19 protein-coding genes are annotated in these 14,821 nt (G+C 68.0%); 5 read left to right on the forward strand and 14 right to left on the reverse strand.

Features of this window, described 5'->3' with window-relative positions:
• Window positions 1-56: 56 nt before the first annotated feature.
• The 7 genes from KXD98_RS01290 to KXD98_RS01320 all read right to left on the reverse strand — a co-directional run bounded on the left by KXD98_RS01290 (window position 57) and on the right by KXD98_RS01320 (window position 4,877).
• A complete protein-coding gene (locus KXD98_RS01290) occupies window positions 57-599 on the reverse strand; it encodes a GNAT family N-acetyltransferase (protein WP_260761507.1) in 543 nt (180 codons plus the stop codon).
• A 10-nt stretch (window positions 600-609) separates the two neighbouring features.
• Complete coding sequence (locus KXD98_RS01295) at window positions 610-1,527, reverse strand: 5-oxoprolinase/urea amidolyase family protein (protein ID WP_260761508.1); 918 nt, start codon at window positions 1,525-1,527, stop codon at window positions 610-612.
• The gene (locus KXD98_RS01300; RefSeq protein ID WP_260761509.1) at window positions 1,524-2,201 is read right to left on the reverse strand and encodes an allophanate hydrolase subunit 1; all 678 of its coding nucleotides are present in this window, start codon (window positions 2,199-2,201) and stop codon (window positions 1,524-1,526) included. The genes KXD98_RS01295 and KXD98_RS01300 overlap by 4 nt, the downstream gene beginning before the upstream one ends.
• Window positions 2,202-2,320: 119 nt before the next feature.
• Window positions 2,321-2,992: a queuosine precursor transporter gene (locus tag KXD98_RS01305; protein ID WP_396883328.1), complete on the reverse strand. Its 672-nt coding sequence runs from the start codon at window positions 2,990-2,992 to the stop codon at window positions 2,321-2,323.
• Between the two features lie 56 nt (window positions 2,993-3,048).
• Window positions 3,049-3,552 (reverse strand): hypothetical protein, encoded by a 504-nt coding sequence (locus KXD98_RS01310; RefSeq protein WP_260761511.1) that lies wholly within the window; start codon window positions 3,550-3,552, stop codon window positions 3,049-3,051.
• The gene (locus KXD98_RS01315) at window positions 3,552-4,196 is read right to left on the reverse strand and encodes a TetR/AcrR family transcriptional regulator (RefSeq protein ID WP_260761512.1); all 645 of its coding nucleotides are present in this window, start codon (window positions 4,194-4,196) and stop codon (window positions 3,552-3,554) included. The genes KXD98_RS01310 and KXD98_RS01315 overlap by 1 nt, the downstream gene beginning before the upstream one ends.
• Window positions 4,197-4,268: 72 nt before the next feature.
• On the reverse strand, window positions 4,269-4,877 hold the full coding sequence (locus tag KXD98_RS01320) for a LysE/ArgO family amino acid transporter (protein WP_260761513.1): 609 nt from the start codon (window positions 4,875-4,877) through the stop codon (window positions 4,269-4,271).
• A gap of 145 nt (window positions 4,878-5,022) precedes the next feature.
• Here KXD98_RS01320 and KXD98_RS01325 point away from each other — a divergent pair, with 145 nt between their 5' ends.
• Complete coding sequence (locus tag KXD98_RS01325) at window positions 5,023-5,616, forward strand: TetR/AcrR family transcriptional regulator (RefSeq protein WP_260761514.1); 594 nt, start codon at window positions 5,023-5,025, stop codon at window positions 5,614-5,616.
• Window positions 5,617-5,621: 5 nt separating this feature from the next.
• Here KXD98_RS01325 and KXD98_RS01330 read toward each other — a convergent pair whose 3' ends face one another.
• Genes KXD98_RS01330 through KXD98_RS01340 form a run of 3 tightly spaced genes read right to left on the reverse strand, consistent with a single transcriptional unit; the run spans window position 5,622 to window position 7,869 of the window.
• Window positions 5,622-6,551, reverse strand: coding sequence for an NAD(P)/FAD-dependent oxidoreductase (locus tag KXD98_RS01330; protein ID WP_260761515.1), 930 nt, complete (start codon window positions 6,549-6,551; stop codon window positions 5,622-5,624).
• 39 nt (window positions 6,552-6,590) lie between these two features.
• The gene (locus KXD98_RS01335) at window positions 6,591-7,664 is read right to left on the reverse strand and encodes an NAD-dependent epimerase/dehydratase family protein (protein ID WP_260761516.1); all 1,074 of its coding nucleotides are present in this window, start codon (window positions 7,662-7,664) and stop codon (window positions 6,591-6,593) included.
• 10 nt (window positions 7,665-7,674) lie between these two features.
• On the reverse strand, window positions 7,675-7,869 hold the full coding sequence (locus KXD98_RS01340; RefSeq protein ID WP_260761517.1) for a hypothetical protein: 195 nt from the start codon (window positions 7,867-7,869) through the stop codon (window positions 7,675-7,677).
• Window positions 7,870-8,005: 136 nt separating this feature from the next.
• Here KXD98_RS01340 and KXD98_RS01345 point away from each other — a divergent pair, with 136 nt between their 5' ends.
• The 3 genes from KXD98_RS01345 (at window position 8,006) to KXD98_RS01355 (ending at window position 9,549) form a co-directional block, all read left to right on the forward strand.
• Entirely contained in the window at window positions 8,006-8,431 is a 426-nt protein-coding gene (locus KXD98_RS01345) for a phage holin family protein (RefSeq protein ID WP_260761518.1), read from the forward strand.
• Entirely contained in the window at window positions 8,418-8,708 is a 291-nt protein-coding gene (locus KXD98_RS01350) for a DUF3618 domain-containing protein (protein WP_260761519.1), read from the forward strand. The genes KXD98_RS01345 and KXD98_RS01350 overlap by 14 nt, the downstream gene beginning before the upstream one ends.
• A 64-nt stretch (window positions 8,709-8,772) precedes the next feature.
• A complete protein-coding gene (locus tag KXD98_RS01355) occupies window positions 8,773-9,549 on the forward strand; it encodes a MerR family transcriptional regulator (protein WP_260765480.1) in 777 nt (258 codons plus the stop codon).
• Here the strand turns inward: KXD98_RS01355 and KXD98_RS01360 are convergent.
• Entirely contained in the window at window positions 9,546-9,680 is a 135-nt protein-coding gene (locus KXD98_RS01360) for a hypothetical protein (protein WP_260761520.1), read from the reverse strand. The genes KXD98_RS01355 and KXD98_RS01360 overlap by 4 nt on opposite strands.
• A gap of 49 nt (window positions 9,681-9,729) precedes the next feature.
• Window positions 9,730-12,249 (reverse strand): RNA helicase, encoded by a 2,520-nt coding sequence (locus KXD98_RS01365; protein ID WP_260761521.1) that lies wholly within the window; start codon window positions 12,247-12,249, stop codon window positions 9,730-9,732.
• A gap of 89 nt (window positions 12,250-12,338) precedes the next feature.
• Between KXD98_RS01365 and KXD98_RS01370 the strand changes: the two genes are divergently transcribed.
• On the forward strand, window positions 12,339-13,355 hold the full coding sequence (locus KXD98_RS01370) for an SDR family NAD(P)-dependent oxidoreductase (protein ID WP_260761522.1): 1,017 nt from the start codon (window positions 12,339-12,341) through the stop codon (window positions 13,353-13,355).
• Here the strand turns inward: KXD98_RS01370 and KXD98_RS01375 are convergent.
• Both KXD98_RS01375 and KXD98_RS01380 read right to left on the reverse strand, forming a co-directional pair.
• Window positions 13,311-13,904 carry a TetR/AcrR family transcriptional regulator gene (locus KXD98_RS01375; RefSeq protein WP_260761523.1) on the reverse strand — a complete coding sequence of 198 codons (594 nt, stop codon included), beginning with the start codon at window positions 13,902-13,904 and terminating at the stop codon, window positions 13,311-13,313. The two genes, KXD98_RS01370 and KXD98_RS01375, sit on opposite strands and share 45 nt — an antisense overlap.
• A gap of 5 nt (window positions 13,905-13,909) precedes the next feature.
• On the reverse strand, window positions 13,910-14,749 hold the full coding sequence (locus KXD98_RS01380; RefSeq protein WP_260761524.1) for an SDR family oxidoreductase: 840 nt from the start codon (window positions 14,747-14,749) through the stop codon (window positions 13,910-13,912).
• Window positions 14,750-14,821 lie beyond the last annotated feature (72 nt).

A 14,821-nucleotide genomic window follows, 5' to 3' on the forward strand; every position in this document is an offset into this window, starting at 1 on the left:
CGTCGCCGCTCAGGCTGTGAATTTCCGCTCACCCGAGCTCGGCCGGGACTGTGAGCTCACCACACGTCGCCGTTACGCCAGTCGCAGGCGATCGGCGCGCACGGGTCGAGCACCATGCCCGGGGGTAGTGCGCACGGCAAGACGTAGAGCGCTCCGTCGTCATCGGCGGTGCGGGCGGGGCCGTCAGGTCCCCACACCGAGGTCGGGCCCGTCCAGGGTGTCCAGCCGCGCCCCTGGTAGACCGGCTTGCCCAATTCGGTCGTGCTCAGCGCCCCGAGGTGAAAGGCCCCGCGCAGCACCTGCTCGACCCCCTCCATCAACGCGGTGGCCAGCCCCTGGCCGCGGTGGTCTTCGCGGACGGCGAGCGCCTCCACATAACCGCAGCGCAGCGCGACATCACCGAGGTAGACCCTGCGCTGCACGACGGCGGCATGGGCGATCAGCGCTCCGTGGTGGCAGATGATCGCGTGCATTCCGCCCAGCGCGTGTTCCCAGTCGGCTTCGGTGAACTCGCCGCCGAACGCGTCGATGACCATTACGCGGGCGTCGTCGCGGGTTTCGGCGTCCAGATCAGAGGTGTGGACCAGACGTGCGCGCACACTCTCGGTTCTACCAGTGCCCGTCTGCGCGGTCCATGCCGAACGGCCGACGGGGGCGCGACCAGTGCAGCCGGACGGTCTGGCCGGGTCGGGCCTGCGCCAACGTGTCGACGTCGTCGTCGGTGACCACACCGATGACGGGGTAACCACCGGTGACGGGGTGATCGGGACCCAGGATCACCGGAAATCCGTTGGGCGGAACTTGGATTGCCCCGCGGGTGGCGCCCTCGCTGGGCAGTTGCCGATCCGGCCGGCGGTACTCCAGCGGCATCCCGACCAGCCGCATGCCGACCCGGTCACTGCGGTTGGTGACCTGCCAGTTGGTGCGGACCAGGATGTCGGGGTCGACGAACCAATCGTCGCGTGGGCCGGGTACCACCTTCACCTCCAGGACGTCGCCGGCGATGGCGGCCACCGGCGCCTGTTCGAGTTCGGGGAAGTCGTCGCTGTGGTCACCCACCGGCAGCACATCACCGTTGCGCAGCGGCGCGGGACCGATCGCCGACATCACGTCATAGCTGCGCGAACCGAGGACGGGTTGGACGTCGAATCCGCCGCGTACGGCCAGGTAGGACCGCAGCCCACTGCGCGGAATGCCCAGGGAGATCACCTCGCCATCGTGGACGTGATGAATACTGTTGCTGCCGAACGGGATTCCGTTGACTGCCGGGTCGGCGTCGGCGCCGGTGACGGCGATGGCCACGCCTTCATCACCGCCCCCGTGGACGCGGGCGGTGAATCCACCCAGCGTCACCTCCACGGTGGCGCGGTCCCCGGGGTTGGCGAGCAGCCGATTGGCCAGCGAGTGCGCGCGCCGGTCGGCAGCACCGGAGCCGGTGACTCCGAGGTGGGACAGTCCCGGCCGACCGAGATCCTCGACCAGGGCCAACGGGCCGGTCTGCAGAACTTCCAGTGTCACCGCGCTCATGGCCGGACCCCGTCGACGGCGTGGAACTGCACCCACATGCCGGGGGTGAGCAGTGCGGGATCGTCGCGTTCGATGTCCCAGAGCACCGCCGAGGTGCGGCCGATGAGTTGCCACCCGCCCGGGGACTCGCGGGGGTAGATACCGCTGAACCCGTCGGCCAGCCCGACAGATCCGACCGGCACCTTGGTGCGTGGTTCGGATCTGCGGGGTACGACGAGACGCTGCGGTGCGCCGACCAGATAGGCGAACCCCGGCGCGAATCCGCTGAAGCCCACGCGCCAGGGCGCTTCGGTGTGGGCGGCGACGACCTGCTGTGGCGTCCGGTCGGTCAGGCGGGCCACCTCGTCGAGATCTTCGCCGTCGTAGCAGACCTCGATGACGACGTCGGCTTGGCCGGCGGGCGGGGTGGCGGTGTCCCCGCCGGGCTCGACGGCCAGGCATGCCAGCCGCTGCCGGGTAGGTGCCAGGTAGCAGTGTCCGGCCAGCTTGACCAGGACGGTCGTCGCGGCGGGGACGACGTCGACCACGCCCGGTAGCTCGGCACAGCGCAGCGCCTCGTGGAAAGCGAGCACCTCGGAGGTGTCGGCGAGTTCGAGGAGCAGCGCCCGGTCTCCGTAGTCACGGATGGTGTGCCCGGCGTGGGTCACGCAAAGGGAATCGGCAGTCACGCTCATCTTCTGAAGCTACCCCTGGGTAGCTTTCCTCGAAACACCGCCTGACCAGCTCTATGAGCCTTGCCAGAAGTGCCTTACCGAAGGCTCAAACTGCTGGCCGCACAGCCCCCGGGAGGCGCTCACGCATAGGTCGGCTCGCGGCGTTTGATGAACGCGATGACTCGGTAGGTCAGCGGCAGCACCACCACCTCGATGGCGGTTTTGTACAGCCAACCCAGCGCGGCGTAGGTGAAGAAGTCGGCGAAACTGGTGATCCCGATGGCTCCGGCGGCGATGGCGCAGAACACCAGCGTGTCCCCCAGTTGGCCGACGAACGTCGATCCGATCAACCGAGCCCACAGGTGCTTTTCCAGCGTGCGTTCCTTGATGCGCACCATCGTCCAGGCGTTGAGCGTCTGCCCGACCAGGAACCCGGCCAGCCCCGCCACGATCAGCTGGGTGTAGGCCCCGACGACGTTCTCGAGGTGCTCCTGGTTGACGTAAAAATCCGCGGCGGGAAGATAGATGGTGACCCAGAATGCCAGCGCGGCAAGGGCATTCATCGCGAAGCCGGTGAAGATCGCGCGCCGGGCGGCGCGGAACCCGTACACCTCGGACAGTACATCGCCGATCACATAGGTCAGCGGGAAGACGATGAACCCGCCGTCGGTGATGATCGGCCCGAACGCGACACCCTTGGTGGCGGTGAAGTTGGAGATGATCACCAGCGCGGTGAACACCGCCACCAGCACCGGATAGTAGGCCGAACCGACTCGGGCGAACGCGGCGTGGCGGTCCTCGGCGTGGGTCAGTTCGGTCACGCGCCCATTAGATCAGCCTGTCCCAGCCGCGGCGGGGCGAGGAATCGCTACGGGATGGGGCCGGGCACCATACCGGCGGGGGGCCACACCGGCGGCGGGGCCGGCGCGGGGGCCGGCGGAGCGTCCGGCGGCGGTGGGGGTGATCCGTACGGCGCCGGGGGCACCCAGGTCGCCGGGTCCATGGTGCCGGGGCCCATGGACTGGAAGAAATCTGCGGAATTACGCATGTTCCACAGCTCTCGCAGGAAGTCGAGCTGCCCGGTGTTGCCGAAGTTCGCGTTCGGCACCGGCGGGATGTAGGGCGCCCCAGCCGGAGGTGGAGCAGGCGGTGGCAGCTCGCCGGCGGCCGACGGGGTGAAGGCGAACACCGGCGTTGGCTCCGGTGCCGGCTCACCGGGAGGCGCGGCAGGTGCACCGGGCGGGGCCGGTGGCAGTATCGGTTCGGGCTGTGCGCCGGCGGTGGCTGCGGCGCCGACGGCCAGCACGCCGAGTGCCGCCACGGTGACGGTCGTCCGGGTGAGGACGCCGACGGTACGGGACGAGATGGCCATTACTGCAGGGTAGTGCCAAACGGATCGACGTGAAGGCTTTCGGCATCGCCGGCCGGAGGCAGCGGGAGGCCGGCGTCGAGGAAGTCCATGCCCTCAAACAGCAGCTGCGGTGACATCGGAGTGCCGTGTAGTGCCGCGATCATCACTCCGGTCATCGCGCCGGCGGTGATGCGCAGCTTCGGGTCGTCGGCGGGGCGGTTCAGGCGTTGGCCCAGGGCGTCGGTGATCAGTTCGATGACGTGCAGATACTCGTTGTAGAGCGCCCCTGCGGCTTCGGGCAACGTGTAGAGCAGCTGTTGACGAGCCATCTCGTCGGTCCACTCATAACCGGCCATTCCGCTGAACACCTGCTGAAGTGCATATCGGTATGCCGCGAACGGGGAGAGCTCGACGGGAGCGGCGAGGAACAGGTCGATGATCGGATCGATCAGGTGATCCGGCGACAGCAGGGCGGCCTTGTTGGGGAAGTAGCGGAAGAAGGTGCGGGGGGACACCTCGGCCGCCTCGGCGATCTGCTCGACGGTGGTGCAGGCGTAGCCGTTGCGCTCGAAGAGTCGAAATGCCGCCAAGCGCACGGCCTCACGGGTGCGCCGTTTTTTGCGCTCCCGCAGGCCCATCTCGTCGGAGCCCGGGTGAGGGGACATAGCCGCCGATTGTGGCGCACCGGGCGGCCCATTCCCGGCATATTGACGAGAACGATAGAAAGATTTCACATCTCAATACAGAAGCAGCAAACAAGCCAGGGTAAGCATCGTGACGGCGATGACGCTGTCGAGCATCCGCCAGGTGCGGGGGGAGGTGACGCGGGCGCTCAGTCGGGTTGCGCCGAAGCCGAGCACGGCGAACCAGACCACGCTGGCGGTGCCAGCGCCGACGCCGAACAGCCACCGGTGTTCGGCGTGCTCGCTGGCCAGCGCGCCCAGCAGCACCACAGTGTCAAGGTAGACATGAGGATTGAGAAAGGTCATCGCCAGACAGGTCAGGAGTACACCTCTCAGTCGGGTGGGCCCGTCACCGGCTGCGGTCAGCGCGGCGGGGCGCAGTGCCCGCCGCGCAGCGAGTAGGGCGTAGCCGGTCAGGAACGCTGCACCGCCGTACCGGATGGCGGTGATGGCGTCGGGATGATCGGCCACCAGCGCTCCGACCCCAGCAACTCCAATAGTTATCAGTACAAGATCAGATGTGGCACACACGGCGACCACCGCAGCGATGTGCTCGCGACGAATTCCCTGGCGGAGAACGAAAGCGTTCTGGGCGCCGATTGCCGCGATCAACGCCAGGCATGCGAGGAATCCGCTGGCCAGTGCGATGGTCTGAGTGGGCACCCGTCTCACGGTAAAGACGATCGATGGATCAGGACAACTAATTATTCTTCATACTCATTAGTGACACTAATCCATTCTGAGCGCCGATAAGACAAATTCGAGAAAATGTCCGATCGGTTTTCGGTGGTCAGTGGATACTGCGTCTGTGGCGACGCACGCGACCGTCGTGGGCGACGGAGCTCGGCAGAAGCTGCTCGATGCCGGGGAGAGGTGCATCGTGCGTCGGGGCGACGCGAAGGTCCGGATGGTCGAGGTGGCCGACGAGGCGTCCGTCGCACGCTCGACGCTGTATCGGTACTACCCGACCCGCGAGGATCTGCTGCTCGACATGGTGCTGCGGCGCATCGAACGCGCGACGATCCGCTGGGTGGCCGGGTTGCGCCGGCCCGACGACGCGGCCCACAGCATCCGTGAGCTGGTGCTCAAGCCAGTCGCCGCGGTCGACGACGGCGACCCGGTCAACGTGGCGCTGTATTCCGGTGACCGGGGCGTGCTGGCGTCGGTGCTCGACGATGGGGCCGAGGCGATCACGGGCGTGCTCGCGACCCACATCGGCCCGCTGTTCAAGAGGTGGCGAGACGGCGGACAACTGCATCCCGATCTCAACCTTCGAGAAACGGTGCAGTGGATGTCGGCGACCACGTCTTTCCTGCTGAGCAGTCAGTGGCGGCACCGACCGGCGTCGGCGCATCGCAGATTCGTCGATCGCTATGTGCTGCGGGCCCTCATTCTGAACTGAGCGGATCACGGCGGGTAAGGCAGGCCGAACTCGTCAGCGAGCAGGCTCTGCACGATGATCATGGCGGCCTGCGCGCCCGCGGCGGCAGCTCCGGCGACGTAGGGCTGTTCGGTGCACACGTCACCGGCCGCGAACACCGTGGCCGCGCTGGTGCGGTGCAGCGCATCGACGCTGATGGTGTCGGCCGCCAACGGGCCGGGTGTGCACATCGCACCGAGCTGCTCGGCCAGACGCGACCGCTGCCGCAGCGGTGCTTCCACCAACAGTCCGTCGCGCGGCAGGCGCGTGCCGTCGGCAAGCGCGATCTCGGACAGTCTGCCGTCGCGGCCGATCAACTCGGTGACCCGCCGCTCCTCGACCGGCACCCCTGCGGCGGCCAGAAGCCGGAGCTGATCGCCGTCCAGACCCGCGGGACCGTCGGTCAGCAGAAGCACGTCGTCGCTCCAGCCACGCAGCATCAGCGCGGCATGCACACCCTCGGCTCCGGCAGCCAGCGCTGCCAGCCGAGAATCACGCAGCTCCCAGCCGTGGCAGAACGGGCACTGGAACACCGTCGTGCCCCACAGCTCGGCCAGCCCGGGAAGGCGAGGCGGGTGGTACTGCATGCCGGTGGTCAGCAGCACCCGGCGTCCGTAGACGGTCTGCCCGTCGTCGAGTTCGAGGGCATGGCCACCATCGACCAGCGCGCCGCGCAGCGCGATCTGGCGGCGGTATTCGACGCTGGGGTAGGCCGCCAGCTCCTGCCGACCTCGGGCATACAGATCGGTCGGCGCCAGCCCGTCATGACCCAGCAGACCGCCGATCCCGGCGGCGGGTCGGTTGCTCTGCTGGTCGGCGTCGACGACCAGTGTGCGCCGTCGGGCCCGCCCGAGGACCAACGCCCCGGACAGACCTGCGGCGCCCCCGCCGACGACGATGCACTCCCATTCGTTCACCGGCGTTGCATTTCCCGTCAGGGCCGCCGCAAACCTGCGTCACGGCAGGCGTCGTGTGGTCAACTGCCCGTCGGTGATCTCGCGTCGCAGGTGATCGAGAAGCGACCGCCGACGCAGCGGCGGACTGTCGGTGTGGGCCTGCTCCGCCACTCCGGTCAGCACATCGGACAGTGCCGCCACCGAGGACCACCGGGGTCGCCACCCGAGTTCGGCGTGCGCCCGCGCGCAATTGAGCAACGGCACGGTGAATGCCATGTCCAGCCACCCGCGGTCGACGGGCTGTAGCCGAGCCCGCCAGCTCAGGTCGGCCAGCCGACCCAGCAGACCCGACGGTACGTGAATATGCTTGGCGTGCATGGCTTCTGCGATGCCATCGGGGGTCAGCGGTGGCTCGGCGGCGAGGTTGAACGGCCCGGCCGCTTTGCGTTCGATCGCGGTGGCGAATGCGGCGGCGACGTCGTCGGCGTGCACGAGGGGGATGCACAGCGCGCGATCCACCGGCAGCACAGGCATCAGCGGGACGGCCAACATCGGCACATAGCCCGGAAGGGCGTAGCGCATCAATCCACTGGCCGCAGCGCGCTGGACGATGAATCCGGGGCGCATTCGGGTGATCAGCACACCGTTGTCCTGGGTGTTCTCGTACTCGTCGAGCAACACCTCGGCGGCGGACTTGTGGCGGCTGTAAGGCGAGGACGGGATACCCGAGGTGAGCCACGATTCGTCGACGCGCTGACCGTAGCGACCAGCCGCGTAGGTGCCGACCGACGACATGTGCAGAAGTTGCCCGACGTGTGCGCTGTGGGCCGCCTCCAGCACCGTCGTGGTGCCGCCCACCCCGACCCGTTCCAGGTAGGCCGTGTTGCGGGTGGGTTGAAAGCCCCAGGCGAGGTGCACGACGGCGTCGGCACCGTCGAAGATCGGCCGCAATGCCGCGCCGGCGTGGTCCTCGGCGAGATCCACGCTGTGCCACCGCACGTGTTGGTACACACCGACCGGTTGCGGCGGTCGACGCACCACCCCCGCGACGTGATGGACTCCCGGCTGCTGGGTCAGTCGGCGCAGCAGCGCCGTGCCGACATTGCCCGACGCGCCGGTGACGACGATGCGCATCGCTGCCGGCTCAGTCGACCGGTACGGCTGTGCCGGGGGCCGGTCTTTCTGCGGCGGCGCGACGCCGTGCCCGCACAATGCCTGCACCGGCCACTGCAGCGGTGACCAGCACCGACGGCCAGAACAGCAGCTGGGCCAGCGCGACCCGGCGTTGGACCTTCAGCCCGGTTCGGGTCAGGGAACGGGCTCGTCCGGCGACACTCACCCCGGTGCTCCTTTCGATGCGCTGCAGGGTCGGTACCCGGGTGCTGTTGGCACCAAACGGGTTAGCGGATCGGTTTGCCGCGGTGGGGAACAGGCACCCGTCCACTGAAGACCTGCCGAGCAGGAGGGACGCAACCATGGCAGATCAGATGGCAACTCAGGTCCCCGACCAGCAGCGCGAAGCCAGCATCGGGGAGTTGATGACCCAACTTTCCACCCAGACTTCCCGGCTCGTTCGTGACGAGATGAGGTTGGCCCAGCAAGAACTGCGCCAGTCGGGCAAGCATGCCCGGGCCGGCGCCGGCCTGATCGGCGCGGCCGGATTGCTGGCGGTACTTGGGCTGGCGACATTGATCGCCGCGGCGGTGGCCGCGCTGGCGCTGGTGCTGCCGGTGTGGGCGGCGGCGTTGATCGTCGCGGCCGTGCTGTTGGCCGCCGCCGGTATCGCGGCTTTGGTCAGCAAGAAACAGGCCGAAAAGGTGTCGCCACCGGCCGGTGAAACCGTGGACAGCGTCAAGCGCGACATCACCGAGATCAAGGAGGCCCGTCATGGCCGGACCTGACCAGCGGCCCGAACCCGGTCCTGATGCCGGGATCGACGAGCTGCAGTCCGACATCGAGCAGACCCGCGACGAACTGTCCGACACGGTCAGCGCACTGTCGGACAAGTTCGACGTGAAGGGTCGCGCCCAGCAGAAGGTCACCGACACCAAAGAGACGGTGGCCCAGCGCAGTCACGACGCGGTCGAGACCGCCAAGCACAAGCCCGCGATCCCGGTGGGTGCGGTGCTCGCCGCAGCCGCGGCCGTTGCCTTGGTCATCTGGCTGCGCCGACGCTGAAGACCGGCTTGACCCTCACCCCACGTGAGGCGCCACCCTGATCGGTGTGACGCAAGATATTCAGGTGGACGAACTCACCGTGGGCGACGTCGCGCGTCGATTCGCCATCACGGTCAGGACGTTGCACCACTACGACGACATCGGGTTGCTGACCCCCAGCCGCCGTGCGGCCTCCGGGTACCGCGTCTACACGACGGCCGATCTGACGCGGCTCTCCCAGATCATCGTCTACCGCCGGCTGCGGTTTTCGCTTGACGAGATCGCGAGCCTGCTGGACGACGGCAACGAGGTCAGCCACCTGAGACGTCAGCGCGAACGCGTCATGTCCCAACTCGGCGAGATGAACGAACTCCTCGAGGCCATCGATCAGGCATTGGAGAAAGCGATGACCAAGACACCCATGACCGACGACGACATGCGCGACCTCTTCGGTACGGGCTTCGACGACTACCAGGCCGAGGCCGAACAGAGGTGGGGCGACACCGACGCGTGGAAGGAATCGCAGCGCCGCGCGAAGGCGTACGGCAAAGAGGACTGGTTGCAGATCAAGGCCGAGGGCGAAGCCGTCGAGAAGGCGCTGGCCGACGCCTTCCGCGCGGGTCTACCGCCCGATTCCGAAGCGGCCATGGATGCCGCCGAAGCGCACCGACTGCAGGTGAACCGCTGGTTCTACGACTGTCCGCCGGCTTTTCACCGCAACCTCGGCGACATGTACGTCAGCGACCCGCGCTACATCGCGACCTACGACGAAACCTTCGGGTTGCCAGGCCTGGCGGCCTATTGCCGCGACGCGATCCACGCCAACGCCGACCGGGCCGACGCCGACCGGCGCGAAGGCTAACTGTCGGGTTCGGTGATCTCGGGAGCGATTTCCCGGGTGGCCATGCCACCCTCACGGCCGTGGTCCTCGGGGCCTGGGCGCCCGCCCTCGGGCTCCTCGGTCCGGTTCTCGTCCTGACTCCTGCCGCTCATCATCGCTCCTTCGCCGGTGTCAGCACGGGTTACCCGGTGCGGCCCGGAGTCAGTCCATCCGGCCGGCGTCGACCAACCGAACCATGGCGACGCCGGCCTCGTCGGACGCGGCGAGGTCGATCTCGACGGCGAAGCCCCAGTCGTGGTCGCCCGCGGGATCATCGAGGATCTGGCGCACCCGCCAGGTGTCGGGCGCGCGGTCGAAGATCAGCATCGCCGGGCCGCGGGCGTCGGCCCCGGTGCCGACGTCGGCGTGCTGGCCGAAATAGGCCTCTCCCAACTGCTGCCAACGCTGCGCCGACCAGCCGGAGTCCGCGTCGAGTTCGCCCAGCTCGATCCAGCGTCGGCGGGCGAAAAGCTCGACTCGCCGGAACAACGCGTTGCGGACCATGGCGGTGAAAGCCCGCTCGTTGCCGGTCAGTGGACGAGGCCGAGCCGGGACGGTGACCTCGGTATATCGGCCGTCGGCGTCCGGTTGCGGGCTGGTCAGTGCTTCCCATTCGTCGAGGAGGCTGGAGTCCACCTGACGCACCAGTTCGCCGAGCCACTCGACGATGTCGGCCAATTCCTCGGTTCGTGCGCTCGCTGGAACGCCGGACCGCAGCGCCTTGACGGCGTCGGACAGGTAGCGCAGCACCGCGCCCTCCGACCGTGTCAACCCGTAGAGGCTTACGTACTCCTGGAAAGTGCTTGCGCGTTCCCACATTTCCCGCACCACAGACTTCGGTGACGGAGACGTGTCACCCGCCCAGGGGTTGCTGCGGCGATATATGTCGAAGGCGTGCTCGAGCAACTCCGCCAGCGGTTGCGGGTAGGTAATGTCGTCGAGCAACTCGATGCGCTCGTCGTACTCGATCCCGTCGGCCTTCATCTGTGCGACGGCCTCGCCGCGGGCTTTCTTCAGTTGTGCGGCCAGGATCTGACGAGGATCCTCCAGCGTCGACTCGATCACTGACACCACGTCGAGCGCGTAGGACTCCGCGGCCGGATCGAGTAACTCGATCGCCGCCAGCGCGAAGGTCGAAAGAGGTTGATAAAGCGCGAAATCAGCGGGTAGATCCACCGTCAGCCGGTAATGCCTGCCGTCCGGGCCATCAACACGCTCCATCACCCCGGCTTGCAGGAGCGAGCGGGCGATGCCCACCGCTTCGCGGATCATGGCCAGCTGACGCTTGCGGGGTTCGTGGTTGTCGGTCAGCAGTCGGCGCATCGCGATGCATGGATCACCCGCGCGGTAACGGTCGACCACGTCGAGGATCATCGCCGTGGACACCCGCATCCGGTTGACCAACGGCTCGGGGGTGGCGTCCACCAGCTTGGTCATGGTGGCTTCGCCCCACGGCACCATCCCTTCGGGTACCTTGCGCCGCAACAGTTTTCGGCGCTTCTTGGGATCATCGGCGACCTTGGCGAATTGTTTGAGATTCTCCACCTCGTGGTCGGGTGCCTGGACGACCACGGTCCCGGCGGTGTCGAAACCGGCCCGGCCCGCCCGGCCGGCGATCTGATGGAACTCCCGCGCGTTGAGCAGGCGCATCCGGACACCGTCGTACTTGGACAGTGCCGAGAACACCACCGTGCGGATCGGCACGTTGATCCCGACGCCCAGCGTGTCGGTTCCGCAGATGACCTTGAGCAGGCCGGCCTGCGCCAGCTGCTCGACCAACCGACGGTACTTGGGCAGCATGCCGGCATGGTGGACGCCGATGCCGTGACGAACCAAGCGCGACAACGTGTTACCGAACGCTGAGGAGAACCGGAAGTCACCGATCGCGTCGCGGATCGCGATCTTGTCCTGCTTGCTGCTGACGTTGACGCTCATCAGTGCCTGCGCGCGCTCCAGGGCTGACGCCTGGGTGAAATGCACGACGTAGATCGGCGCCCGTCCGGTGTCGAGCAACTCGCCGATGGTCTCGTGCATCGGGGTGGTGGCGTACGAGTAGTAGAGCGGCACCGGACGCTGTGCGTGGGCCACCAGTGCCGTCGGTCGGCCGGTCCGCCTCGTGATGTCGGCGCGCAATGTGGTGACGTCACCGAGAGTGGCTGACATCAGCAGGAATTGGGCGCCGGGAAGTTCGAGCAGCGGCACCTGCCAGGCCCATCCACGGTCGGGATCACCGTAGAAGTGGAACTCGTCCATCACCACGGTGGCCTCGGCAGTGGCGTCGTCGGCGCCGCGCAGTGCGATGTTGGCCAGCACCTCGGCGGTGCAGGTGATGATGGGTGCATCGGCGTTGACCGCGGCATCGCCGGTCAGCATCCCGACGTTGTCGGCGCCGAACACCTCACACAGCGCGAAGAACTTCTCGCTGACCAACGCCTTGATCGGCGCGGTGTAGTAGCTGCGCCGTCCCGCCGCCAGCGCCGCGTAGATCGCACCGGTGGCGACCAGAGACTTTCCCGAGCCGGTGGGGGTTGCCAACACCACGTGTGCGCCGCTGAGCAGTTCGATCAGCGCCTCCTCCTGCGCCGGGTACAGCGTGGTGCCCTGCGCCGCGGCCCACTCCGCGTAGGAGGAGAACAGCGCGTCGGGGTCGTCGGCCAGGCCGATCGGCGCGCTGAGGTCCATTGGGCCCACTTAACCACCGCAGGCACCCGAACTTGTTTCGATGCCAATGGCCTCGTAATCTGCCCTGGCGGGGGAGAAGGAGGCCAGCCATGCGTATCGCGGTCACCGGCGGCACCGGGTATCTGGGTGCGCACACCGTGCGCGCGCTGCTCAAGGCCGGGCATCAGGTGAAGTTGTTGGCGCTGACACACGAGGCAGACAGCCACGTGGTCACCGAATTGAGTGCGTTGGGCCCGGTCGACGTGCTCACCGGCGATGTCCGGACCCACAGCACCGTCACCGAGCTGCTGCGCGGGGTCGACGCGGTGGTGCATGCTGCCGGCGTCGTCGGCACCAGCGAGCGGCAGGCGAGATTGATGTGGGAGATCAACGCCCACGCCGGCGAAGCAGTCCTCACCCGCGCGGTCGAGGCGGGTCTGGATCCGGTGGTATCGGTGAGCAGCTACAGCGCACTGTTCCCCCCACCCGACGGCGTGATATCGGCCGATTCCCCGACCGCGCCCGGCCGCAGCGCGTACGCCAAAACCAAGGGCTACGCCGACCGGGTGGCGCGTCGACTGCAGCAGGCCGGAGCCCCGGTGGTCGTCACCTATCCCTCGAGCGTGGTCGGATCGCCGTTTCACACCGACGTCGGGGTCACCGAACGCGGCTGGGCGCCGATCCTGCGGGCGGGCGTGGCACCGCGGGTGCGCGGCGGCATGCAGATGGTCGACGTGCGCGACGTCGCCGACGTCCACGTGCGGCTGATGCAGGCCGGCCGCGGTCCGCGCCGCTACGTCTGCGGCGGCCATCTGGTGACCTTCGACGAGATGATCGACGCACTTGAGGTGGGGTTGGGGCGCCGGGTGCGGCGGGTCCGGGTGGCGCCGGGTGCGCTGCGCACGTTCGGGCGCTTCGCCGACGCGGCGGGCCGGTTCCTGCCACTGACCGACGGGCTGAGCTACGAGGCAGCCTGGTTGCTCACCTCGGCCACACCGACCGACGACCGCGCCACCACCGCAGATCTCAGCCTGAACTGGCGTGACCCGCGTGCGACCATCGCCGAGTCGGTTCGCGACCGGCTAACCCACCGCGATGGTGAGCAGTTGGGCGATCCGCGACCGTAACGCCTCGGCCTCGGGTTCATCGGCCACGGTGGCGGTGAACAGCGCCGCCCCGGCCGCCATCGCCAGCAGGGCGCGCGCGTCGAGTTCGGCGCGGCGGCGTTGCGGATCGGTCTGGGCCCGGACGTGGTCGGCGTAGAGAGCCACCGCCGGTTCACTGAACGTCGTCCACAACGTCGAGCGCAACTGGGCATTCTCGCGCAGCGCCAGCAGCAGCCCGGGGATCGCGGCGCGCACATCGGCGCGGTCGAACAACTCATGGCTCCCGCGCACCACCCAGTCGATCCAGCCGTGCAGATCGGTACCGGAGAACGGTTCCAGATCCGGGGTCTCGCCGAGGATCGCGTGTAACACCAACTCCGCTTTCGACTTCCACCGCCGTCCCAGGCTGGCGCGTCCGACACCGGCTCGTGTGGCGACCAGTCGCAGGCTCAGGTCGTCCCAGCCCACCTCAAGCAGCAGTTCTCGGGTCACCGACAGCACCCGGTCGTCGATGGTGGTATCGCGGGGTCGCCCGGCAGACCGCGCCCCGTCCGAGTTCCCGTTCACCATCGGCGTCAGGAGTTGCGAAATCGGCGTAGGTAACGCACCAACTGCCGCGCCGGTACGGGTCTGGGCCAGTCGTCGGTACGGAAGTACGCATCGGTTCCGCCGTCGACGAACACCACGCTGCCGCAGAGGAAGTGGGCAGACTCGGAGAGCATGAAACACACCCAGTCGGCGAGCTGACCGGGATCCCCGAATCCGCCCATCGGGACCGGAAACCGGCGCACCGCCTTGCCCTGCCGCGGGTCGGCCAGCTGTTCTTCCAACAGCGGAGTCAGGATGGCTCCCGGGGCCAGCGCATTGAGTCCGATGCCCGCCCCCGCCCAGTCGGCCTGCACCGCGTGCCGGCGCACCCACCTGGTCAACGCGATCTTCGACGCCGCGTACATCATCGTCGGCCCGGCCGGACCGTAGCGGCGCACTGTCCGTTCGGCACGCGCGATGTCACCGGCGAGCAGCGCACGCACCGCACGGGCGGGTACCAACGGGGTCGTGGTGGTTGAGTTGCTGGAGATCACCACCACTTTGGCGCGATGGCCGGCGGCCAAGGCGGGTTGCCACCGTTGCAACAGCTCGACGGCCCCCAGAAAGTTCACCTCGGCGATGCGCCCGATCTGGGGTCCGCGGGTGGGGCCGATCCCCGCCGCCAACACCGCGCCGTCGAGATGGCCCTGTGCTGAGGTGAGCACCCGCAGTGACGCTTCGCGCCGTCCGTCATGGGTGGACAGGTCGGCGATGACATCCGCCTGTTTGACGTCGACGGTGAGCACGCGGTGCCCGTCGGCGCGCAACCGTTGCACCGTGGCGGCTCCCATACCCGATGCTGCGCCGGTGACGGCGTAGGTGCCCATGGACCTTCCTTTCCGGGATGGTGCGCACGCAGCGGCGCGCACCTCACCCTAGTTCCGGCGCCACTGGTCTCG

Origin of the sequence: Mycobacterium sp. SMC-4 (assembly GCF_025263265.1) — a bacterium.
In the GTDB taxonomy this organism is placed as follows: domain Bacteria; phylum Actinomycetota; class Actinomycetes; order Mycobacteriales; family Mycobacteriaceae; genus Mycobacterium.

What these genes read in the sequence shown, in the direction of transcription:
- KXD98_RS01295 (WP_260761508.1), bottom strand. Translation starts at nt 1,527, where the DNA reads ATGAGCGCGGTGACACTGGAAGTTCTGCAGACCGGCCCGTTGGCCCTG.
- KXD98_RS01300 (WP_260761509.1), bottom strand. Translation starts at nt 2,201, where the DNA reads ATGAGCGTGACTGCCGATTCCCTTTGCGTGACCCACGCCGGGCACACC.
- KXD98_RS01310 (WP_260761511.1), bottom strand. Translation starts at nt 3,552, where the DNA reads ATGGCCATCTCGTCCCGTACCGTCGGCGTCCTCACCCGGACGACCGTC.
- KXD98_RS01315 (WP_260761512.1), bottom strand. Translation starts at nt 4,196, where the DNA reads ATGTCCCCTCACCCGGGCTCCGACGAGATGGGCCTGCGGGAGCGCAAA.
- KXD98_RS01335 (WP_260761516.1), bottom strand. Translation starts at nt 7,664, where the DNA reads ATGCGCATCGTCGTCACCGGCGCGTCGGGCAATGTCGGCACGGCGCTG.
- KXD98_RS01345 (WP_260761518.1), top strand. Translation starts at nt 8,006, where the DNA reads ATGGCAGATCAGATGGCAACTCAGGTCCCCGACCAGCAGCGCGAAGCC.
- KXD98_RS01350 (WP_260761519.1), top strand. Translation starts at nt 8,418, where the DNA reads ATGGCCGGACCTGACCAGCGGCCCGAACCCGGTCCTGATGCCGGGATC.
- KXD98_RS01360 (WP_260761520.1), bottom strand. Translation starts at nt 9,680, where the DNA reads ATGAGCGGCAGGAGTCAGGACGAGAACCGGACCGAGGAGCCCGAGGGC.
- KXD98_RS01365 (WP_260761521.1), bottom strand. Translation starts at nt 12,249, where the DNA reads ATGGACCTCAGCGCGCCGATCGGCCTGGCCGACGACCCCGACGCGCTG.
- KXD98_RS01370 (WP_260761522.1), top strand. Translation starts at nt 12,339, where the DNA reads ATGCGTATCGCGGTCACCGGCGGCACCGGGTATCTGGGTGCGCACACC.
- KXD98_RS01375 (WP_260761523.1), bottom strand. Translation starts at nt 13,904, where the DNA reads ATGGTGAACGGGAACTCGGACGGGGCGCGGTCTGCCGGGCGACCCCGC.
- KXD98_RS01380 (WP_260761524.1), bottom strand. Translation starts at nt 14,749, where the DNA reads ATGGGCACCTACGCCGTCACCGGCGCAGCATCGGGTATGGGAGCCGCC.